20 protein-coding genes are annotated in these 20,974 nt (G+C 72.9%); 13 read left to right on the forward strand and 7 right to left on the reverse strand.

Going from position 1 to position 20,974, the window contains the following annotated elements; all coding sequences use genetic code 11:
- The first annotated feature begins 156 nt into the window (after positions 1–156).
- Entirely contained in the window at positions 157–1,311 is a 1,155-nt protein-coding gene (locus tag PUR61_RS17015; protein ID WP_329879698.1) for a cystathionine gamma-synthase, read from the forward strand.
- A 19-nt stretch (positions 1,312–1,330) separates the two neighbouring features.
- Here PUR61_RS17015 and PUR61_RS17020 read toward each other — a convergent pair whose 3' ends face one another.
- The gene (locus tag PUR61_RS17020) at positions 1,331–1,810 is read right to left on the reverse strand and encodes a MarR family winged helix-turn-helix transcriptional regulator (RefSeq protein ID WP_329879699.1); all 480 of its coding nucleotides are present in this window, start codon (positions 1,808–1,810) and stop codon (positions 1,331–1,333) included.
- Between the two features lie 122 nt (positions 1,811–1,932).
- On the opposite strand from PUR61_RS17020, the gene ilvA reads away from it, so the two are divergent.
- The 3 genes from ilvA (at position 1,933) to PUR61_RS17035 (ending at position 5,319) form a co-directional block, all read left to right on the forward strand.
- Complete coding sequence (gene ilvA, locus PUR61_RS17025) at positions 1,933–3,144, forward strand: threonine ammonia-lyase (RefSeq protein ID WP_329879700.1); 1,212 nt, start codon at positions 1,933–1,935, stop codon at positions 3,142–3,144.
- A 251-nt stretch (positions 3,145–3,395) separates the two neighbouring features.
- Positions 3,396–4,460: an ATP-binding cassette domain-containing protein gene (locus PUR61_RS17030; protein WP_329879701.1), complete on the forward strand. Its 1,065-nt coding sequence runs from the start codon at positions 3,396–3,398 to the stop codon at positions 4,458–4,460.
- Position 4,461: 1 nt separating this feature from the next.
- The gene (locus PUR61_RS17035) at positions 4,462–5,319 is read left to right on the forward strand and encodes an ABC transporter permease (protein WP_329879702.1); all 858 of its coding nucleotides are present in this window, start codon (positions 4,462–4,464) and stop codon (positions 5,317–5,319) included.
- A gap of 141 nt (positions 5,320–5,460) precedes the next feature.
- Here the strand turns inward: PUR61_RS17035 and greA are convergent, their stop codons facing one another.
- Together greA and PUR61_RS17045 are read right to left on the reverse strand one after the other, a co-directional pair.
- The gene (gene greA / locus PUR61_RS17040) at positions 5,461–5,961 is read right to left on the reverse strand and encodes a transcription elongation factor GreA (protein WP_329879703.1); all 501 of its coding nucleotides are present in this window, start codon (positions 5,959–5,961) and stop codon (positions 5,461–5,463) included.
- 314 nt (positions 5,962–6,275) lie between these two features.
- The gene (locus tag PUR61_RS17045) at positions 6,276–6,686 is read right to left on the reverse strand and encodes a DUF4307 domain-containing protein (RefSeq protein WP_329879704.1); all 411 of its coding nucleotides are present in this window, start codon (positions 6,684–6,686) and stop codon (positions 6,276–6,278) included.
- Between the two features lie 242 nt (positions 6,687–6,928).
- Here PUR61_RS17045 and mca point away from each other — a divergent pair, with 242 nt between their 5' ends.
- From mca to PUR61_RS17070, 5 genes are all read left to right on the forward strand, one after another.
- On the forward strand, positions 6,929–7,834 hold the full coding sequence (mca, locus tag PUR61_RS17050; RefSeq protein WP_329879705.1) for a mycothiol conjugate amidase Mca: 906 nt from the start codon (positions 6,929–6,931) through the stop codon (positions 7,832–7,834).
- 49 nt (positions 7,835–7,883) lie between these two features.
- Complete coding sequence (locus tag PUR61_RS17055; protein ID WP_329879706.1) at positions 7,884–8,075, forward strand: hypothetical protein; 192 nt, start codon at positions 7,884–7,886, stop codon at positions 8,073–8,075.
- 54 nt (positions 8,076–8,129) lie between these two features.
- Entirely contained in the window at positions 8,130–10,202 is a 2,073-nt protein-coding gene (locus PUR61_RS17060) for a thioredoxin domain-containing protein (protein ID WP_329879707.1), read from the forward strand.
- Between the two features lie 54 nt (positions 10,203–10,256).
- On the forward strand, positions 10,257–11,168 hold the full coding sequence (locus PUR61_RS17065; RefSeq protein ID WP_329879708.1) for a GNAT family N-acetyltransferase: 912 nt from the start codon (positions 10,257–10,259) through the stop codon (positions 11,166–11,168).
- A gap of 97 nt (positions 11,169–11,265) precedes the next feature.
- Positions 11,266–12,024, forward strand: coding sequence for a sterol desaturase family protein (locus PUR61_RS17070; RefSeq protein WP_329879709.1), 759 nt, complete (start codon positions 11,266–11,268; stop codon positions 12,022–12,024).
- A gap of 10 nt (positions 12,025–12,034) precedes the next feature.
- Here PUR61_RS17070 and PUR61_RS17075 read toward each other — a convergent pair whose 3' ends face one another.
- On the reverse strand, positions 12,035–12,967 hold the full coding sequence (locus tag PUR61_RS17075; RefSeq protein ID WP_329879710.1) for a hypothetical protein: 933 nt from the start codon (positions 12,965–12,967) through the stop codon (positions 12,035–12,037).
- Positions 12,968–13,231: 264 nt separating this feature from the next.
- Here PUR61_RS17075 and PUR61_RS17080 point away from each other — a divergent pair, with 264 nt between their 5' ends.
- Positions 13,232–13,888 carry a papain-like cysteine protease family protein gene (locus PUR61_RS17080; protein ID WP_329879711.1) on the forward strand — a complete coding sequence of 219 codons (657 nt, stop codon included), beginning with the start codon at positions 13,232–13,234 and terminating at the stop codon, positions 13,886–13,888.
- 9 nt (positions 13,889–13,897) lie between these two features.
- The gene (locus PUR61_RS17085; RefSeq protein ID WP_329879712.1) at positions 13,898–14,737 is read left to right on the forward strand and encodes a hypothetical protein; all 840 of its coding nucleotides are present in this window, start codon (positions 13,898–13,900) and stop codon (positions 14,735–14,737) included.
- 107 nt (positions 14,738–14,844) lie between these two features.
- Here the strand turns inward: PUR61_RS17085 and PUR61_RS17090 are convergent, their stop codons facing one another.
- Together PUR61_RS17090 and PUR61_RS17095 are read right to left on the reverse strand one after the other, a co-directional pair.
- Positions 14,845–15,501 carry a TetR family transcriptional regulator gene (locus PUR61_RS17090; protein ID WP_329879713.1) on the reverse strand — a complete coding sequence of 219 codons (657 nt, stop codon included), beginning with the start codon at positions 15,499–15,501 and terminating at the stop codon, positions 14,845–14,847.
- A gap of 8 nt (positions 15,502–15,509) precedes the next feature.
- Complete coding sequence (locus PUR61_RS17095) at positions 15,510–17,132, reverse strand: MFS transporter (RefSeq protein WP_329879714.1); 1,623 nt, start codon at positions 17,130–17,132, stop codon at positions 15,510–15,512.
- A 308-nt stretch (positions 17,133–17,440) separates the two neighbouring features.
- Here PUR61_RS17095 and PUR61_RS17100 point away from each other — a divergent pair, with 308 nt between their 5' ends.
- Entirely contained in the window at positions 17,441–18,106 is a 666-nt protein-coding gene (locus PUR61_RS17100) for a hypothetical protein (RefSeq protein ID WP_329879715.1), read from the forward strand.
- Here PUR61_RS17100 and trhA read toward each other — a convergent pair.
- Positions 18,077–18,751, reverse strand: coding sequence for a PAQR family membrane homeostasis protein TrhA (trhA, locus tag PUR61_RS17105; protein WP_329879716.1), 675 nt, complete (start codon positions 18,749–18,751; stop codon positions 18,077–18,079). The two genes, PUR61_RS17100 and trhA, sit on opposite strands and share 30 nt — an antisense overlap.
- 281 nt (positions 18,752–19,032) lie before the next feature.
- Here trhA and PUR61_RS17110 point away from each other — a divergent pair, with 281 nt between their 5' ends.
- Positions 19,033–20,874, forward strand: a complete 1,842-nt coding sequence (locus tag PUR61_RS17110) for a phosphoenolpyruvate carboxykinase (GTP) (RefSeq protein ID WP_329879717.1) — start codon at positions 19,033–19,035, stop codon at positions 20,872–20,874.
- Positions 20,875–20,974 lie beyond the last annotated feature (100 nt).

Below are 20,974 nucleotides of genomic sequence, written 5' to 3' on the forward strand. Positions count from 1 at the left end.
ACGCCGGGGATTCCGGGGGAGGCCCCGCCCGCCCCCGCCCGGCCGGGCGTGCGGCGGCCGGGCGGCGGTCGGCGGCGGCCGGGCCTGCGGCGGCCGGGCCTGCGGGGCGTCGCCGCCTTCGGGGCGACCCCGCCGTTCGCCGACTACGCTCGGAGCATGACCGAGCACCAGCTTCCCCAGGGCTTCGAGACTCTCGCCATCCACGCGGGTCAGGAAGCAGACCCCCAGACCGGGGCCGTCGTCACGCCGATCTACCAGGTGTCCACCTACAAGCAGGACGGGGTGGGCGGCCTGCGGGGCGGCTACGAGTACAGCCGTAGCGCCAACCCGACCCGTACCGCGCTGGAGGAGTGCCTCGCCGCGCTGGAAGGCGGCGCCCGCGGCCTCGCCTTCGCGTCCGGCCTCGCCGCCGAGGACACCCTGCTGCGGACGATCCTCAAGCCGGGCGACCACATCGTCATCCCCAACGACGCCTACGGCGGCACCTTCCGGCTCTTCGCCAAGGTGCTGACCCGCTGGGGCGTCGAGTTCTCCGTCGCCAACACCCAGGACCTGTCGACCGTCCGCGAGGCGCTGCGCCCGAACACCCGCGCGGTGTGGGTGGAGACCCCGTCCAACCCGCTGCTGGGCATCACCGACCTCGCCGCGCTGGCCGAGATCGCGCACGGCGCCGGCGCGCTGCTGGTGGTCGACAACACCTTCGCCAGCCCGTACCTGCAGCAGCCGATCGCGCTCGGCGCCGACGCGGTCGTGCACTCGACCACCAAGTACATGGGCGGCCACTCGGACGTCGTCGGCGGCGCCCTGGTGCTGGCCGACGCGGCGCTGGGCGAGGAGGTCGCGTACCACCAGAACGCGATGGGCGCGGTCTCCGGCCCGTTCGACGCCTGGCTGGTGCTGCGCGGCATCAAGACCCTCGGCGTCCGGATGGACCGGCACAGCTCCAACGCGGAGAAGGTCGCCGAGCTGCTGGCCGGCCACCCCAAGGTCAGCCAGGTGCTCTACCCGGGCCTGCCCGAGCACCCCGGCCACGACATCGCCGCGAAGCAGATGAAGGCGTTCGGCGGCATGGTGTCGTTCCGCGTCCACGGCGGCGAGGAGGCGGCGGTCGAGGTCTGCAACCGGACCGAGCTGTTCACCCTCGGCGAGTCGCTGGGCGGCGTGGAGTCGCTGATCGAGCACCCCGGCCGGATGACCCACGCCTCGGTGGCCGGTTCGGCCCTGGAGGTGCCGGCGGACCTGGTGCGCGTCTCGGTCGGCATCGAGTCGATCGACGACCTGCTGGCCGACCTCACGCGGGCGCTGGGCTGAACTCCCGGCCCGAGTACGCCTAGGCGCTCTGCCGGCCCGCCGAGTACGACTCCATCGAGTGGTTGAAGCGGGCCAGCAGGGCGCAGAACTCGCGCTGTTCCTCCAGTGGCCAGTCGGCCACCAGCTGTCGGGTCAACTCGGCCCGGCCGGCGCGGACTTCGGCCAGCCGGTCGGAGCCGAGCGGGGTCAGCGCGAGCCGGACGGCGCGCCGGTCGGCCGGGTCCTGGACCCGGCCGACCAGGCCGGCCGCCACCAGCGGGGCGACCTGCCGGGTGACGGTGGAGGAGTCGACGCCGAGCGCGTCGGCCAGGGCCTTGACGTTGGCGGGCCCGACCCGCTCCAGGCGTTCCAGCAGCAGGTAGGCGGCCCGGACCAGGGCGGCCACTCCGTCGGAGCCGCGGACCTGTTCCATCCTGCGGGCGAACACCGCGAGCTGGTACTGCAGTTGGGTGTGCACGGGGTCGGTGAGGTCGGTGGCCTGGGGCGAGGTCGTCGTCATCGCGGCTCACGATCGTCGTGCGGTGAGAGAGGCTCAGAACCAGCAGCGTACGCGGGCCGGGCGGGCCCGGGAACAGGTCCGACGTCCCCGGGTGGTCCTCCACCAAGGCATACGCTGCTGTCATGCACAGCTGGCCGATCACCCTCGACGACGTCCGCGGCGCCCAGAAGATGCTCGTCGGGGTAGCCCGGGTGACGCCGATGGAGGGCAGCCGGCACCTGTCCGCACTGGTCGGCGCACCGGTCCACCTGAAGTGCGAGAACCTCCAACGGACCGGCTCCTTCAAGCTGCGCGGGGCGTACGTGCGGATCGCGGGTCTCTCACCGGTGCAGCGGGCCGGCGGGGTGGTCGCGGCGAGCGCCGGGAACCACGCCCAGGGGGTGGCGCTGGCGGCCTCGCTGCTCGGGGTCCGCTCCACGGTCTTCATGCCGGTGGCCGCGCCGCTGCCCAAGGTCGCCGCGACCCGGGAGTACGGCGCCGAGGTCCGGTTGCACGGCGCCACCGTGGACGAGGCGCTGCAGGCCGCGCAGCGGTACGCGGACGCGAGCGGTGCGGTGTTCATCCACCCCTTCGACCACCGGGACATCGTCATCGGGCAGGCCACCGTCGGGCTGGAGATCCTGGAGCAGTGCCCGGAGGTGCGCACCATCCTGGTCGGGGTGGGCGGGGGCGGTCTGCTGGCCGGGATCGCGGCGGCGGTCAAGCCGCTGCGGCCGGACGTGCGGGTGATCGGGGTGCAGGCGGCCGGCGCGGCCGCGTACCCGCCCTCGCTGGCGGCCGGACGCCCCGTCTCGCTGGAGCGGTTCGCCACCATGGCGGACGGGATCATGGTCGGTCGACCCGGGGACATCCCCTTCGAGATCGTCAACACCCTGGCGGACGGTGTCCGGACGGTCTCCGAGGACTCGCTCTCGCGGGCGCTGCTGCTGGGGCTGGAGCGGTTGAAGCTGGTGGTGGAGCCGGCCGGCGTGAGTCCGGTGGCGGCGCTGCTGGAGCAGCCGGATTCCTTCGAGGGGCCGGTGGTGGCGGTGCTCTCCGGGGGCAACATCGACCCGCAGCTGATGCAGCGGGTGCTGCGGCACGGGCTGGCGGCGGCCGGCCGCTACCTGTCGCTGCGGGTGCGGCTGGCGGACAAGCCGGGCGCGCTGGCGGACCTGCTGGGGGTGCTGACGAAGGTCGACGCCAACGTGCTGGACGTGGCGCACGTGCGGGTCGACCCGCAGCTCGGGCTGACCGAGGTCGAGGTGGACCTCCACCTGGAGACGAAGGGGCCGGAGCACTGCGCGGCGGTGCTCGGCGAGCTGCGGGACGCGGGGTTCGTGGTCTCCCGCTAGGCGGGGTGCGGGTGCGGGGTGCCCGGGCAGGGGGGGTGGGGCCCCGGGTGGGGTTCCCGTGGGGCTCCCGTTGTCAGTGGTGCGTGTCACCATGGCGGAGCTAATTCCCTTGCGCGATATATCGCGTTCTGTAAAACTCGCGATACATCGCGTCTTGTTGCCGTGCAGGCGAGAACCGAGTCGCTTGCGTGCCCTCATTCGGGGCAAAGTGGGACAGAACCGCTCAACCGTCCAAGGAGATGAGGCAGGCCATGGCGCCAGCCATCCAAGCCGAGAACCTGGTGAAGACCTTCGGCGACGTACGAGCCCTGGACGGCGTCAGCCTCGACGTCCCCGAGGGCACGGTGCTCGGGCTGCTCGGCCCGAACGGCGCCGGGAAGACCACCACCGTGCGCGTCCTCACCACCCTGCTCCGCCCCGACTCCGGCCGTGCCGTGGTCGCCGGGGTCGACGTCCTCAAGCACCCCAACGAGGTCCGCAGCCTGATCGGCCTCTCCGGCCAGTACGCTGCGGTCGACGAGTACCTCACCGGCTTCGAGAACCTCCAGATGGTCGGTGAGCTCTACCAGATGACCGCCCGCGAGGCGAAGGTCCGGGCGCTCGAACTGCTGGAGTGGTTCAACCTCACCGAGGCCAAGGACCGGACCGCCAAGACCTACTCCGGCGGCATGCGCCGCCGGCTCGACCTCGCCGCGGCCCTCGTGGTCCGCCCCCCGGTGATGTTCCTGGACGAGCCGACCACCGGCCTCGACCCGCGCAACCGGCTCGCCCTGTGGGAGGTCATCGAGACCCTGGTCGACCAGGGCACCACGCTGCTGCTCACCACCCAGTACCTGGAGGAGGCCGACCGCCTCGCCCACGACATCGCCGTGGTCGACCACGGACGGGTGATCGCGCGCGGGACGGCCGACCAGCTCAAGGCGCAGATCGGCGGCGAGCGGATCGAGGTCGTGGTGCACCGGCCCGACCTGGTCGCCGACGCGCTCGCCGCGCTCTCCGGGTACGCCCAGGGCGAGCCGACCGTGGAGCGCAACACCCGCAGGATCACCGTCCCGGTCAGCGGCGGCGCCCGGGTGCTCGCGGACGTGATCCGCGAGCTGGACACCCGCTCGATCGAGATCGACGACATCGGCCTGCGCCGTCCGACCCTGGACGACGTCTTCCTCTCACTCACCGGCCACGCCACCGAGGCCGAGAGCGAGGAGAACGGCGCCGCGGGCAAGGGCGGGGCCGGCCACGGCAAGGGCCGCGGCGGACCGGCCGGGGACGGCCCGGGCGCCGACAAACAGGCCGTCACGGCCGGCAAGGAGCTGTGAGATGACGACGGCCACCCAGCACGCCATCGGCGGGGCGGTACCCAAACAGCGCCGCGGAGCGGCCGCCACCCTGCACGACTCCTGGGTGGTGGCGAAGCGCAACCTGCGGCGGATGTCCCGGATACCCGAGATCGTGGTGTTCGGCCTGATGCAGCCGGTGATGTTCGTCCTGCTGTTCTCGTACGTCATGGGCGGGGCGATCCAGATCCCCGGGACGCAGTCCAGCTCCTCGACGTACATCCAGTTCCTGATGGCCGGCATCTTCGCCCAGACGGTCACCTTCGCGACGGCCGGCGCCTCCGCCGGCATCGCCGAGGACATGTCCAAGGGCCTGGTCGACCGGTTCCGCTCGCTGCCGATGGCCCGCTCGGCGGTCCTGGTCGGCCGGACCCTGGCGGACCTCGTCCAGACCGCGTTCACGCTGGTGGTGCTCGCGCTGGTGGCGCTCCTGGTGGGCTGGCGGATCCACGAGGGCCTGCTGTCCGCGCTGGCCGCGTTCGGACTGCTGCTCCTGCTCGGCTACGCCTTCTCCTGGATCGGCGCACTGATCGGTCTCTCGGTGCGCAGCCCCGAGGCGGCCACCTCGGCCGGGCTGATCTGGCTCTTCCCGCTGACCTTCATCTCGAACGCCTTCGTGCCGGTCAGCTCGATGCCCGGCTGGCTGCAGGGGATCGCCTACTGGAACCCGTTCAGCGCCACGGTGCAGGCCTGCCGGAACCTCTTCGGCAACCAGGTGGGCCCGGTGGACGACGCCTGGCCGATGCAGCACGCGGAACTGATGTCGGTGCTCTGGTCGCTGGCGATCATCGCGGCGTTCTCGTGGCTGTCGGTGCGCAAGTACCGCTCGGCCGTGGGCTGACCCGCGGCGCGGCCCGTGGGCGGGTACGCGCGAGGGCGGCCGTGGTTCGTGCCACGGCCGCCCTCGCCGGCGTTCTGCGGGGGTCGGCCGGCGCCGGTCGGACGGGTGGTCCGGTCCCGGGGCCGATGCCGGTCGGAAGGGTCAGCCGGCGTAGGGCTTGACCTCGACGATCTTGACCATGGCCCGCTTGCCGTTCGGCAGCTCGTAGGTCGCCTCGTCGCCGATCGTCTTGCCGTCGATCGCGCGGCCCAGCGGGGACTGCGGCGAGTAGATCTCCAGGTCGTCGTCGCCGGCCACCTCGCGCGAGCCGAGCAGGAACTTCATGGTGTCGTCCGTGTCGCCGTCGAAGGCGACCGTCACGACCATGCCCGGAGCCACCACACCCGAGTCGGCCGGAGCCTCGCCGACCTTGGCGCGCTCCAGCAGCTGGGTGAGCTGGCGGATGCGCAGCTCGTACTTGCCCTGCTCCTCCTTGGCCGCGTGGTAGCCGGCGTTCTCCTTGAGGTCACCCTCTTCGCGCGCCGCCTCGATCTTCTGGGCGATCTCGATGCGCCAGGGGCCGGTCAGGTGGTCCAGCTCGGCCTTGAGCTGGTCGTAGCCGGACTGAGTGAGCCAGGTCACGTTCTCGCTGGTCTGGGTCACGGGTGCTCCTCGTAGGTGCTGGGGCTGTGCTGAGGGTGTGAGTCGTCAGCGCGTCTGGTGGTGCTGATATCGGTCTTAACTACAAAGCAACGCCCGCTCCCGTACCAGCTGGTGCGGAAGGGGCGAAACCACGAGCCTAACAACTCCCACCGACAAGCGGGAGGGCCGTTGGCGCGTCATTGACGACGACATTGCGCCGAGATGTACAGCAGCGGTGCGCGACTCCTCTACGGATGCCCGCTCTCCAGATCGAATATGCGCTCCGGGTGGCCGTCGCCGCCAGTGATTACCGGGGGCCGGCCCTCCGCGGGCGGCTACGCGGGGGTGCAGCCGAGGAGCTCGGCGGTGGTGCCGCGGGAGGTGGTCCGCAGACTGACCACCGCGTCGTAGCCGGAGCCGTCCGCCGGTACCGGGAAGTCGGCCACCCCGACCACCGCGCCGTTCTCGCCCTGCGAGCGGACGGTGCAACTGCCCGCGGTGCCGTCGCTCTTGCGCACCGACAGATGCAGCTGCATCTCGACGTCGGAGACCGCCTCGAAGGACGGCACGGCGCCGTTGATCTTCGTCTCGCGGATCAGGTACGAGGCTCCCAGCCACGTGACCAGGCCCAGCGCCAGCACTCCGCAGACCGCGCCGATCACCTTGAGCCGCCGGTCCGCCTCGCGGTCGCCGCGCCGTCCGTAGCGCCCCTCGGGCAGCTGCGGCGTCCTGGTGCCTGCGGTCATCGGGCTCAGTCCTCTCGTGGGGAGGGGGCCGCGCGGGTGGTGCGGGGGAATGCGGTGCTCCTCCAGTCCGTCACTATAGGAGGGGCACGCCCACGGCCGGTCCGGCGGGGGCGGGGCTCGGCCGTGTCGGCGACAGGTGCGGCGGCCGGTCCCGCGGTGACGCGGTCCCGTACCGAGCGGCTCAGACGGTGGGCAGACCGGCTTGCGCGGGACGCCCAGACATTGTGGAAGGAACGCACGCGTTGACTGAGCAGTTGCGACTGATGGCGGTGCACGCCCACCCGGACGACGAGTCCAGCAAGGGCGCGGCGACCATGGCCATGTACGTCGACCAGGGGGTGGACGTGCTCGTGGCCACCTGCACGGGAGGGGAACGCGGGTCGGTTCTCAACCCCAAGCTGCAGGGCCGGCCGGAGATCGAGGAGAACATCCACGAGGTCCGGGCCAAGGAGATGGACGAGGCCCGCGCGATCCTCGGGGTCAAGCAGGCCTGGCTGGGCTTCGTGGACTCGGGCCTGCCGGAGGGCGACCCGCTGCCCCCGCTCCCCGAGGGGTGCTTCGCCCTCCAGGACGTCAAGGACGCGGCCGAACCGCTGGTCCGCCTGATCCGGGAGTTCAAGCCGCAGGTCATCACGACCTACGACGAGAACGGCGGCTACCCGCACCCCGACCACATCATGACCCACAAGATCACCATGCTGGCCTTCGAGGCCGCGGGGGACCCGGACGCCTACCCGGACGCCGGTGAGCCCTGGCAGCCGCTGAAGGTCTACTACAACCACGGCTTCCCGATGGGCCGGATCCGCGCGCTCCACCAGTACCTCTCCGAGAACGGCCACGAGTCCCCCTACGGCGAGTGGATCGCCGGATGGGAGAAGAGCGGCCGCAAGGAGCGCGAGATCACCACCCGGGTCCGCTGCGACGACTGGTTCGAGACCCGGGACCGCGCGCTGATCGCGCACGCCACCCAGATCGACCCGGACGGCCCCTGGTTCCGCGTCCCGCTGGAGGTCCAGCGCGAGGTCTGGCCCACGGAGGACTACGAGCTCGCCCGTACCCTCATCGACGTGGACCTCCCGGAGGACGACCTGTTCGCCGGCCTTCGCACGCCCAGCCTGACGGCCGAATCGGCCGACACGCGCGACTGAACCACCCCCCGACGGCCCGGCTCCCCGTGAGCCGGGCCACCATAGAGATATGAGCGCCTCCGTGAACCTCACCCACCTCGCCGCCGAGCTCGCCGTCGACGACGCCAAGGTCACCCCCGGCCTGCTGGGCTTCGTCGTCTTCGCCGTCCTCGGCGTGGCCACCTGGTTCCTGGCCAAGTCGATGAACCGACAGTTCAAGAAGGTCGACTTCGTCGAGCAGCCGGAGGCCTCGAAGGAGTGAGTCCGGCGCCCGTCCGCGCGCCGGTGCGCCGGCCCGATGCGCAAGGATGGGGGCATGCCTAACCGCCTCGCCGACGCGACGTCCCCGTATCTGCTGCAGCACGCCGGGAACCCCGTGGACTGGTGGCCGTGGGGCCCCGAGGCGTTCGAGGAGGCCCGCCGCCGCGGCGTGCCGGTCCTGCTGAGCGTCGGGTACGCCGCCTGCCACTGGTGCCACGTGATGGCGCACGAGTCCTTCGAGGACGAGGGCGTCGCGGCCTACGCCAACGAGCGGTTCGTGGCCGTGAAGGTCGACCGCGAGGAGCGGCCGGACGTTGACGCCGTGTACATGGAGGCGGTGCAGGCGGCGACCGGGCAGGGCGGCTGGCCGATGACCGTCTTCCTGACCCCCGACAAGGAGCCGTTCTACTTCGGCACCTACTTCCCGCCCGAGCCGCGGCACGGCATGCCGTCCTTCCGGCAGGTGCTGGAAGGCGTGCACGCGGCCTGGCGGGACCGGCGTGACGAGGTCGGCGAGGTCGCCGCCCGGATCCGGGCCGACCTCTCCGAGCGGGCGTCGGTGTACGCGGTCGGCAGCGGCGTGCACCAGCCGCCGGGGGAGACCGGCCTGCACGAGGCGCTGGTCGCGCTCAGCCGTGACTTCGACGAACGGCGCGGCGGATTCGGCGGGGCACCCAAGTTCCCGCCGGCCATGGTCGTCGAGTACCTGCTGCGCCACCACGCCCGGACCGGTTCGGAGGCGGCGCTGGAGATGGCCGTCCGCACCGGCGAGGCGATGGCCCGCGGCGGCATCCACGACCAGCTCGGCGGCGGGTTCGCCCGGTACGCGGTGGACGCCGACTGGGTCGTCCCGCACTTCGAGAAGATGCTGTACGACAACGCGCTGCTGCTCCGCGCCTACCTGCACCTGTGGCGGGCCACCGGCTCCCCGCTCGCCCGCCGCACCGCACTGACCACCGCGGACTTCCTGCTGCGCGAACTGCGCACCCCCGAGGGCGCGTTCGCCTCCGCGCTGGACGCGGACAGCACGGACCCGGCGACCGGCAGCTCGGTCGAGGGGGCGTACTACGTGTGGACGCCCGCCCAGCTGGCCGAGGTGCTGGGGGACGCGGACGGCGAGTACGCCGCCGAGCTGTTCGAGGTGACCGGCGCGGGGACCTTCGAGCACGGGGCCTCGGTGCTCCAGCTGCTCGCCGACCCGGCGGACGACGCCGCCCACGAGCGTGTCCGGTCCCGGTTGTTCGAGGCGCGGGCCGCCCGGCCCGCACCCGCCCGGGACGACAAGGTCGTCGCCGCCTGGAACGGGCTGGCCGTCGCCGCCCTCGCCGAGACGGGCGCCCTGCTGGACCGGCCCGACCTCGTCGAGGCCGCCGAGCGTGCCGCCGACCTGCTGCTCGCCGTTCACCTCACCCCCGACGGCCGGCTGCTGCGCACCTCGCGCGACGGCCGGCCGGGTCCGAACGCGGGCGTGCTGGAGGACTACGCCGACACCGCCGAGGGCTTCCTCGCCCTGTTCGCCGTGACCGGGGAGGCCGAGTGGCTCCAGCTGGCCGGCGGGCTGCTGGACACCGTGCTCAAGCACTTCGCCGACGGGACCACCGGGGCGCTGTTCGACACCGCCGACGACGCCGAGGAGCTGATCCGGCGTCCGCAGGACCCGACCGACAACGCCACCCCGTCCGGCTGGACCGCCGCCGCCAACGCCCTGCTCACCTACGCCGCGTACACCGGTTCGGCACGTCACCGGACCGCGGCCGAGCGGGCGCTCGGCATCGTCGGCGCACTCGCCCCGCGCGCTCCCCGCTTCATCGGCTGGGGCCTGGCCGCCGCCGAGGCCCTGGCCGACGGGCCGCGCGAGGTGGCCGTGATCGGGTCGGCCGGCGACCCGGCCACCGCCGCGCTGCACCGGGTCGCCCTGCTGGGTACCGCACCCGGCGCGGTGGTCGCGCTCGGCGAGCCGGGAGCGGGCAGCGACGAGGTGCCGCTGCTGGCCGACCGACCGCTGGTGGGCGGGGCGCCGACCGCGTACGTCTGCCGGCACTTCGTCTGCGACGCGCCGACCACCGACCCCGCGGTGCTGGCGGAGCGGCTGGGCGCGACGGCGGAGGCGGGCGGCGCGCCCTCCTGACCGTGCCCCGGAAATCGGGTGGTGCGCGGAGGAAAGGGCGGGCGAAGATGGTCCATGGCCTGGACCCTGAGCACCTCCGTCGACGAGTTCCACACCCGCGCGGGCGGGTTCCTCGCCGCGAGCCCGGCCCGGAACACCGTGCTGCTCACCGTGACGGACCGGCTGAGGGAGCGCGGTCCGCACTACTACGGCGAGGACGCGCCGGTCTTCGGCTGGTGGTGCCCCGAGCCCGGCGGGCCGGTCGGCGGGGCCTTCCTGCGAACGCCCCCGTTCGCACTGCGGCTCGGGGAGATGCCGGTGTCGGCGGCCGGCGAACTGGCGGCCGAACTCGCCGCCGCCCGGACCGGAGCGGGGGCGGCGGTCGGGGCCGGTTCGGCGGACGTCGTCGAGGTCGCCGGGAGTGACGCGGCCGTGGCGGCGTTCTCCGCGGCCTGGCAGGCCGCCACCGGCGCCACCGGGTCCGTCCGGACCAGGGAGCGGCTCTACCGGCTCGGCGAGCCGACCGAACCGCCGCGTCCGCCGGCCGGCGGCGCCAGGCTCGCCGACCCGTCGGACCGGGAGCTGGTGATCGAGTGGCTCGGACGGTTCGTGGTCGAGGCCCGGCTGGTGGCCTCCGGCGTCGCGACGCTCGCCGACGACCGGATCGCCGCCCGGCAGCTCCACCTCTGGGAGGACGGGGGGCGCCCGGTGGCGCTCGCCGGGCACAGCGCGGTGATCGCCGGGATGTCCCGGATCGGCCCGGTCTACACGCCGGGCGACCACCGCGGACGCGGCTACGGGAGCGGGGTCACGGCGGCGGCCTCGGCCCACGCGCTGGGGCTCGGTGCGACGGAGGTGCTGCTGTACACCGACCTCGCCAATCCGACGAGCAACTCGATCTACCAGCAGATCGGCTACCGGCCGGTGGAGGACTGCACCGTGCTGGAGTTCCGGGGTCGGGCGGCCCGGCGGGCCCGCGTAGCCTGAGCGGCACCGCCGGCCGGTGCGGACGGGGGAACCGCCCGTCCCGGGCCGGCGTCCGATCCGGACGGGGCGGCCGTCACGGCCGCCGGGGGAGGTGGCCGTGACGGTGGACGGGTTGCTCGAACGGGCGGGCCGGCTGGGCCCGGTGGAGGTGGTGGCCGGCGCGCTGGCCGGCAACCTCGCGCTGTTCGCGGTGGCGCTGGTCGCCGGGAGCCCGCTGGTCCGCCGCTTCGGCGACCGGCGGGTGGCGCCGGCGCCCCCGCCGCCGGACCACCGCGAGTGGCTGCTGACAGTCACCGCCGTCCTTCTCAACTCCGGTGTGGGAGTGGCCGGCTGGGCACTCTGGCAGCACGGTCTGCTGCGGCTCTCGGCGGACACCGGTCTGCGGGCGGTGGCCGAGCTGCTGCTGTTCTCCCTGGTGATGGACGCCCTGATGTACGCGGGCCACTGGCTCGCCCACCGTCGCCGGCTCTACCGGCTGGCCCACGAACTGCACCACCGCTACCCGGACCCGCGCCCGTCCACGCTCTTCGTCCTGCACCCCCTGGAGGTGCTGGGTTTCGGCGGTACCTGGCTCGCGGTGCTCTGCCTCCGGGAGATCTCCGCCCTGGCGCTGGCCGGGTACGTCGTGGTCAACCTGGTCTTCGGCCTGCTCGGCCACCTGGGCGTGGAGCCGTTCCCGGCCCGGGCCCGGCGACTCGCGGTGTTCCGCTGGGTGGCGCTGCCGATGTTCCACGCGGGCCACCACGTCGACCCCGGGGTCAACCTGGGCTTCTACACCACCGTCTGGGACCGGCTGTTCGGCACCATCGACCCCGCCTACGACACCCGCCGCACGGCGGAGAACCCGGCGCCGTGAAGGGAGGCGGCTACTCCCAGTCCCACCGGATGCCCAGCAGGCACGGCCGGAGCGCGGTGGCCACCAGATGGACGCAGCGGTGGCCGTCGAGCGTCAACTCCTCGCTCTCGTAGGACTTCTCGCCCGGGGCGCGGCGGGCGAAGCGGCGGCAGCGGACGGGGAGCGCGGCGGGGTGGAAGGTGATCTGGAGGACGTACTGCCCGGCCCCGGAGTTGAAGCCCCGGACGTACTCGCAGCTGGGCGTGGGTGACGGCGCGTCGTCGAAGCCGTAGCCGAGCAGGTGGGTGTCACCGGCCCGGAGCCGGCGGTCGAGGAGGAGTTCGGCGACCAGCAGGTCGTGGGTCTGGTCGCGCCGGATCCGGCCCGGGCGGCAGTTCTCCTCGGCCCTGACCCCGACCCGGGTGATGTCGCTGCCGGGGTCGCCCTGGTGGATGGCGAGGTAGCGGTCGATGCCGTCGCGGTGGGCGCGCAGGGCGTGCTGGGAGTCGCGGCGGACCAGCTGGCGGTCGGCGCCGATCCGGATCCGCTCGATGTGGGTGATGGTGTGCAGCCCCGTGTCGCGCGGTCCGGCGATGGTGGCGAGCAGGTCGTCGACGGCGGCGGCCGGGGCGATCAGGTCGCGGTAGGGGCGGACGGGAGGGCCGGCCGGGCCGTCGGGGGTGGTGCGCCGAGGTCCGAGCAGCCGGGTGAGCGAGTGCTCGGGGAGGTCCAGGACGTCCTCCAACGCTCGTACCGCGCGCAGGGATTCGGCCCGTTCGGGGCGCCGGTGGCCCTGCTGCCAGTAGCTGAGGCTGGTGACCCCGATGTGGACGCCGCGCAGGGCGAGGTGTTCGCGGACGCGGTGCAGGGCGAGGCCGCGGGTGGTGATCGCGGTCCGCAGGGCGAGGTGGAACGGGCCGGTGCGCAGGGCGGTGGCGAGGTCGGGGTGGTCGGTCCGCTGCATGGCGGCCTCCTCGGGTGGCGGACGGGGCGGGTCCGGCTGGTCGTGAATATTCACATGTGGAAGGGGGTTTGTCACCGGTCGGGGCGTTCCGGGCGGGGGTTGCGGGGCGGCGTTCACACCGGGAACGGGACCGTTCACACCCGGGTCGGCGGACCGCCGGGGGCGTTGACCGGCCATGTCAACGGCGCGATGCTCATGGCGCGGATCCGGACCGCACCCCCACAGCTCTCGACTCCTCTGCCTGTCGCAAGGAGGAAATCCCCCATGTCAGTTCCACGGACACGCCTGCGCCGCGCCGTCGCGGTGCTCGCGCTCGGCGTCCTCGGTCCGGCGCTCAGCGTCGCGGCCGTCACCCCGGCCCAGGCCACCCCCACGGCCCTCGCCGGGACCGACCAGATCCGGCCCGCCGCCGCGCCGGGTGCCACGGCCGACCTGGCCGGCACCTTCAAGAAGCTCAACATCACCATGCAGCAGCAACAGCAGACCAACTGGTGCTGGGCGGCGAGCGGCAACACCATCGCGACCTGGTACGGCTACACCTACAGCCAGAACCAGTTCTGCAACGCCGCGTTCGGCCGCTCGGCGAACTCCAGCTGCCCCAACAACCAGGCCACCCTGGGCGACGTGCAGACCGGCCTGCGCTGGGTCGGCATCAACCCGGGCTCCTACGTCACCGGCTACCTGCGGTACAGCACGGTGCAGACGGAGGTGAACGCCAACCGGCCGATCGAGACCCGGATCCAGTGGAGCTCGGGCGGCGGCCACATGCACGTGGTCTACGGGTTCGACACCTCCAACAACTGGGTCTACTGGGGCGACCCGTGGCCGTCCAACACCCGTTACAACTGGGCGGACTACAACTACTACGTGTCGAACGGCACGTTCTCCTGGACCCACTCCCTGTACCGGATCGGCGCGTGAGGGGCGACCATGACCAGCATCCGTAACGTCGCCGCCGGCGTCCTGCTGGCGGCCGGGATCGGCCTGGCCGTCGCTCCGGCGGCGTCCGCGGCAGAGCCTGCACAGGGCCCCGCTCCCGTCTCCGCCACCGAGCTGGCCCAGGCCAGGAGCGCGGTGCAGAGCCCCGCCGTGCTCGACCAGTTGGGGCGCTTCTTCGCCCGCAAGGGCGTCCCGCCGACCAAGCAGCTCACCATCGGCGCCGCCGAGGAGGCGCAGGCCGCGAGTGCGGCGGCCCCGCGGCTGACCGGCGAGACCGTGCCGGTCTACACCCTGGACGCGGCGTTCGTGGCCGGCACCCCGGGTGCGGCCGTGGCCAGGGCGGAGTTCACCGCGAGCCGGGTGGTCTCGACCGACGGGCAGGTCGCCTCGGTCTGGACCGTGAAGGAGGGCGGCGCCTGGCGGGTCGTCAACATCGCCTCCGGCGGGGACGAGAACGACTACGCGGCGCAGGCCGCGAGCACCGGCGGCGGGACGGCGTTCCGCGAGCCGCAGCTCAACGCCTGGTACGTGCTGCGGGACGGCCGGGTGCTCCCACTGGACGACGAGGCCCGCGGCTCGGTGGGCGACTCCGGGGTGACCCTGGCGGCGTACCGGCAGCTGGTCCGGGAGCGGTACGGCGACAAACTGCCCGGCTCGGCGTACGACCGGGCGGGCAAGGGCGGCGGTTACCGCCCGGACGCGGCCGGTGAGCCGGCCGGGAGCGGCGGGAGCGTGCTGCCCGCCGCGACGGCGACCGCGGCCCTGAGCGTCACCGCTGTCGCGGGCGCGGGCCTGGCGTTGCGGCGGCGGGTGGGAGTGCGGCGCGGGTAGCGCCGGACCGAGGCGGCGGGGCCCGGCACGGCGACCGGGCCCCGTCGCAGGTCCGGGCCCGTCCGGGCCCTGTCGCGGGACCGGCCGCCTGCCGTACGTCCGGGCGCCTAGAGCTCGGTGAAGCCGCTCTCCATGATCGCGAAGGCGCGGTCGACCAGCTCGGCCATGTCCTCGGTGCCGCCGCTCTCGGCCCAGCGCAGGACGGCCTCCGTGGTGGCCGCGCCGAGCGAGGCGGCGGTGATCCGCATCGCGAAGGTCGGCTCCTGGACACCGGCCCGCCGCATCAGCACGGTGAGGTAGAGCTGCTGCGGGTCGTTGGCGCTGTCGCGCATCCGGGCCCTCAGCGCGGGGACTTCGGTGACCAGCCGCATCCGGACGAGGAGTTCCTCGCGCTCGTCCCGTACCAGTGTGCGGATCAGCCCGGTGAGGGCCTCCCGGCAGGAGCGCAGGAACGGTTCGTCAGTGGGCCGTGCCAGCAGGGCGGCGATCATCGCCGGGTCGTACTCGTCGGTGAGGACGACGTCCTCCTTGGTGGCGAAGTACCGGAAGAAGGTCGACTGCGAGACCTCGGCGGCGTCCGCGATCCGGTCCACCGTGGTGTTCTCGTAGCCCAGTTCGGCGAAGAGCCGGTACGCCTCGCGGCGGATCGCCCGGCGGGTCTTCAGCTTCTTCCGTTCGCGCAGCGACAGCGGCGCCGCCGGCATCGCCTGGACCGGATCGTCCGGGCCTGCCGGGGGTGCCGCTGTCGGCTGCGCTGCGTTCATACCTTCGATTATCCGTGATCGGCCGCGGGCGCGGCGGACGGTCCGGGACCGGTGCCGGGGCCGTCGGCGGCGGGCTCGCCGGTGACCGCTCCGCCGACCGAGGGCTCGGCGGGCCCGGTGGGCTCGACGGACGGCATCCGGAGGGCGACCAGAACCGCCGACAGCACCGCGACCACCCCGGCGGTCAGCAGCACCGCCGTCATCCCGTGGACGTAGGCGGCGTGCGCGGAGGCGGCCAGCGACGGGTCCCCGGTGGAGGCGGCGACGGCGTCGGCGGCCACCACCGACTGCCCGGCCCGGTCCGCGGCGCCCGCCGGGAGCCCGGTGGCGTCCAGCGCTCCCCGGTACGAGCCGGCCAGCAGGCTGCCGAAGAGCGCGACCCCGATCGCCCCGCCCACCTGACGGAAGGTCTGGAGCAGCCCCGAACCGACGCCGGCCCGGGCGGGCGGCAGGGTGAGCAGCGCGGTGGCCTGGGCGGTGATGATCGACAGACCCATGCCGAACCCGAGCAGGACCAGCCAGACCGCCGCCGGGCCGTAACCGTCGGAGGCGTCCGTCCGGCTGCCGATCAGCAGGGCTCCGGCCAGGACGGCCAGCCCGGCGGTGATCACCGGCCGGTGGCCGGTCCGGGCGACCAGCTTGTCGCTGAACCGGGCCGCCACCATCAGGCCGAGCATCATCGGCATCAGCCGCAGGCCGGTGCCGAAGGCGTCGGCGCCGAGCACGCTCTGGAAGTAGAGGGGCAGCACGAAGAAGGCTCCGTACAGCACCAGGGAGACCAGGGTCGCGGCCACCACCGACCAGCGGAAGGTGCGGTCGGCGAGCAGGGTGAGGTCGAGCATCGGGTCGGGCCGGCGCCGGCTGCGCCGCACCAGCGTGGTGAGCGCGACCAGCGAGCCGCCGATCGTGCCGAGGACCAGGGGGTCGGACCAGCCGCGCTCGGGGCCCTCGATGATGCCGTAGGTGAGCGCCGCCAGGCCGCCGGCGCCGAGCAGGGTGCCGAGCAGGTCGATCCGGGGTGCGGCGGGATTGCGGGTCTCCGGCAGCAGGATCAGGCAGGCGGTGATGCCGATCGCGACCAGCGGGAGGTTGACCACGAAGATCGCGCCCCACCAGAAGTGCTGGAGCAGGAAGCCGCCGATCAGCGGACCGAGCGGGGTGCCGACGGCGAGGGCGGCGGCCAGGACTGCGGTGGCGCGGCGTTGCTCGGCGGCCGGGAAGATCCCGGGGATCACCGCCATGGACATCGGCATCACCAGCGCGCCGGCCAGGCCCATCGCGGCGCGCGCGGCGATCAGCGTGCCGGGGCTGTCGGCGAGCATGCCGACGGCGGAGGAGAGGCCGAACAGCGCGAGGCCCAGGGTGAGGACGAGGCGTCGGCCGAAGCGGTCGCCGATCAGCCCGGCGGGGAGCATCGCCGCGGCGAAGACCACGCTGTAGGAGTCGACGATCCACTGCTGCTGCCCGGTGGTGGCCTCCAACTGGGAGGCCAGGGTGGGCAATGCCACGTTGAGGACCGTCATGTCGAAGCTGATCACCAGGACGCTGAGGGCGACGGCGACGAGCGCGAGCCAGCGCCGCGGGTCGGGCCCGGGCGGGGCCGGGGCCCGGTCGGTGGGCGGGGTGGTCACGGACAACCTCCGGAGACCTGGAAGATGGTCGCTGTCAAATGACAGTAACCTCCAAAAGGTGGCTCCCGTCAATGTCGACCTCCGGTGGCCATGCCGCCACTCTCCGTGATGTGTCCTGGAAGTGCGCGTTCCGCACATGGAATTGACGCAACGTTGATCTGTCGTTCGCCGCTTTCGGGCGGTTTCGGGTGACTGACGGTAGATAGGATGTGGCGGTCGGTCAGTGCGGGCCGATGCGTGCCGAGAGCGGAGAAGGGGTGGGGCGGCAGGAGCCGACCACGAGCCCGGCGCAGGAAGGGGAAGCCGAAATGGCTGGTCGGAAGTCGGGTGCCCAGATCTGGGGTGCCGCAGTGGTGGTGGGCTCGGCGCTGGCGGTGGTCGCGGCCTACCTGATCAACGGCGCCGCGCTGGTGCTGGCGGTCGCCGGGGTCGAGGTGCTGCTGCTGATGGTGTACGTCGGGCTGCGCTGGCAGCTGCTCCACCGGGCGGCCGAGCCGGGTGGACGGCCCCCGGCGCGCGGTCACCGGACGGCCGGCGGCAGTCCGGACGCCGCGCACTGCGAGCGCTGCCGGCGGGCCCGCGAGGCGATCGACGCGCGGCAGGCCGAGCGGCTCCGGCGGACTCTGCCGGGCCCGGGGCGCGAGCCCGCGGCGCCCGGCCGCCCGGTCCGCGAGCGCCGGTCGTACGAGCGTTCGGCCGGCCACCACCGGCCGGTGCGCGGAAGCCAGCCGCCGCACGACTCCCGCGGTGCGCACGACCCCCGCGGGGCACATGACCCCCGCGGGTCGCACGGCCCCGACGCGCGCGGCCCCGAGTCACGGGGGCACGAGTCCCGTGGTCACGAGACCGCGGTGACGCACGACCGCCCGGTCCGCGAGTGGACGGCCGAACGGGCGGCCGCCCGGTCCGCGGACCGGCCGACCGCCCGTCACGGGGCGCCGGGTTCAGCCGGCCGCGCTGTAGGCCGCCAGTGAGATCCCGACGTACTGCGTGATGAAGGCCCCGAGGGTGAAGGCGTGGAACACCTCGTGGAAGCCGAAGCGGCCCGGTGACGGATCGGGCCGCTTGAGCCCGTACACCACGCCGCCGACGCTGTAGAGCACGCCGCCGACGATCATCAGCACCAGGACGGCGACTCCGCCGGTGCGCAGGAAGTCGGGCAGGTAGAACGCGGCGGCCCAGCCCAGCGCGAGGTACACCGGCGTGTACAGCCAGCGCGGCGCGCCGACCCAGAACACCCGGAACGCGATCCCGGCGAGCGCCCCGCCCCAGACCGCCCAGAGCAGCAACTGCCGGTCGGCGCCGTCCAGCAACAGGATGGTGAACGGGGTGTAGGTGCCCGCGATGATCAGGAAGATGTTCGCGTGGTCCAGCCGGCGCAGGACCGCGTCGCCGCGCGGCCCCCAGGTGAAGCGGTGGTACACCGCGCTCACCCCGAAGAGCAGCCAGGCGCTGACCGAGTAGATCGCGCACGCGATCCTGGCGGGGCCCGGTTCGGCCAGGCAGATCAGCACGATCCCGGCGGCCACCGCGGCAGGGAACATTCCGGCGTGCAGCCAGCCGCGCCATGTCGGCTTGGGCTCGACACGCTCCGTGCTCTCCAGGAGCTCAGCAGTCATGTCCGCATGCTACCCGCTACCTACGGCTCCGTAGGTTACTGGCGCGTAGGAAGTGTCGGTCGTCACTAGTTGGACGTTTTGGAGTATTCGAAGTCAGGGCGACGGGGCTCCGCACCCGCCGAAGGTGCTCCGCTACTGGCCAGTAATTATCCTTACTGTAGTAAAAAATGCGCCAACTTTGCCTCCTCGCCGTATTCGGGGCCCGGGCCCGGAGCTACGCTGCAATCACCCTCAAACCCCGCTACGCCATCTCCCCGCCGGGATGGCGTGAAGGAGCGATCGTGTCGAACGAGAACTCGGCTGCTCTCAGCGCCGCGCCCACCCGCCACCAGCGTCTGCTGGCCTGGGTGAGCGAGATCGCGGAGCTCACCCAGCCGGACCGCGTCGAGTGGTGCGACGGTTCGGACGAGGAGTACCAGCGCCTCGCGGACCTGCTGGTCGCCCAGGGCACCTTCAAGAAGCTCAACGAGGACAAGCGCCCCAACTCCTACTACGCCGCCTCGGACCCCACGGACGTGGCGCGCGTGGAGGACCGCACCTACATCTGCTCCGAGCAGGAGAAGGACGCCGGTCCGACCAACAACTGGAAGGCCCCCGCCGAGATGCGGGAGATCTTCCAGGGCGAGAACGGTCTGTTCCGCGGCGCGATGAAGGGCCGCACGATGTACGTCGTGCCCTTCTCGATGGGCCCGGTCGGCTCCCCGCTCGCCGCGTACGGCGTCGAGATCACCGACTCCGCCTACGTCGCGGTCTCGATGCGCGTGATGACCCGCATGGGCCGGGCCGTGCTGGACCAGCTCGGCGAGGACGGCGACTTCGTCAAGGCCGTGCACACCGTCGGTGCCCCGCTCGCCGAGGGACAGGCGGACGTCCCGTGGCCGTGCAGCTCCACCAAGTTCATCTCGCACTTCCCGGAGGCCAGGGAGATCTGGTCGTTCGGCTCCGGCTACGGCGGCAACGCCCTGCTCGGCAAGAAGTGCTACGCCCTGCGCATCGCCTCGACCATGGCCCGTGACGAGGGCTGGCTGGCCGAGCACATGCTCATCCTGAAGCTCACCCCGCCGGCCGGCCCCACGGGCGAGTCGGAGGTCAAGTACGTCGCGGCGGCCTTCCCGTCGGCGTGCGGCAAGACCAACCTCGCCATGCTCCAGCCCACCATCCCGGGCTGGAAGGTCGAGACGATCGGCGACGACATCGCCTGGATGCGCTTCGGCGCCGACGGCCGTCTGCGCGCCATCAACCCGGAGGCCGGCTTCTTCGGCGTCGCGCCCGGCACCGGTGTCGACACCAACGCCAACGCGATCGACACCCTCTGGGGCAACACGGTCTTCACCAACGTCGCGCTCACCGACGACGGCGACGTCTGGTGGGAGGGCCTCACCGACGAGAAGCCGGCCCACCTCACCGACTGGCGCGGTGACGACTGGACGCCGGAGTCCGGCACCCCGGCCGCCCACCCGAACGCCCGCTTCGCCGTCCCGGCCGCGCAGTGCCCGACCATCGCCCCCGAGTGGGAGGACCCGGCGGGCGTGCCGATCTCGGCCATCCTGTTCGGCGGTCGCCGCGCCACCGCCGTCCCGCTGGTGACCGAGTCCTTCGGCTGGCAGCACGGCGTCTTCCTGGGCGCCAACATCGCCTCCGAGAAGACCGCGGCCGCCGAGGGCACCGTCGGCGAGCTGCGTCGCGACCCGTTCGCGATGCTGCCCTTCTGCGGCTACAACATGGGCGACTACTTCGCCCACTGGCTGAAGGTCGGCGCCGAGGCGGACGCCGCCAAGCTGCCGAAGATCTACTACGTGAACTGGTTCCGCAAGAACGGCGCGGGCAAGTTCGTCTGGCCCGGCTACGGCGAGAACAGCCGCGTGCTCAAGTGGATCGTCGAGCGGCTGGAGGGCACCGGCGACGGTGTCGAGACGCCGATCGGCGTGCTGCCGACCGTCGAGTCCTTCGACCTCGCCGGCCTGGAGCTGTCGAAGGAGGACCTCGACCTGCTCTTCACCGTCGACGCCGACATCTGGCGCCAGGAGGCCGCGCTCGTCCCGGCCCACCTGGAACTGTTCGGCGACCACACGCCCACCGAGCTGTGGGACGAGTACCGAGACCTTGTCGCCCGCCTCGGCTGAGCCTGAGCCTCAGTAAGGCGAGTAAGCGGTCGGTGCGTGGCACGAATCGCGCACCGACGAGCGACAGGACGGCCGGAGCCCCGCCGGACGATCTTTCCCC

This window comes from Streptomyces sp. BE20 (assembly GCF_036322525.1).
Taxonomy (GTDB): Bacteria; Actinomycetota; Actinomycetes; order Streptomycetales; family Streptomycetaceae; genus Kitasatospora.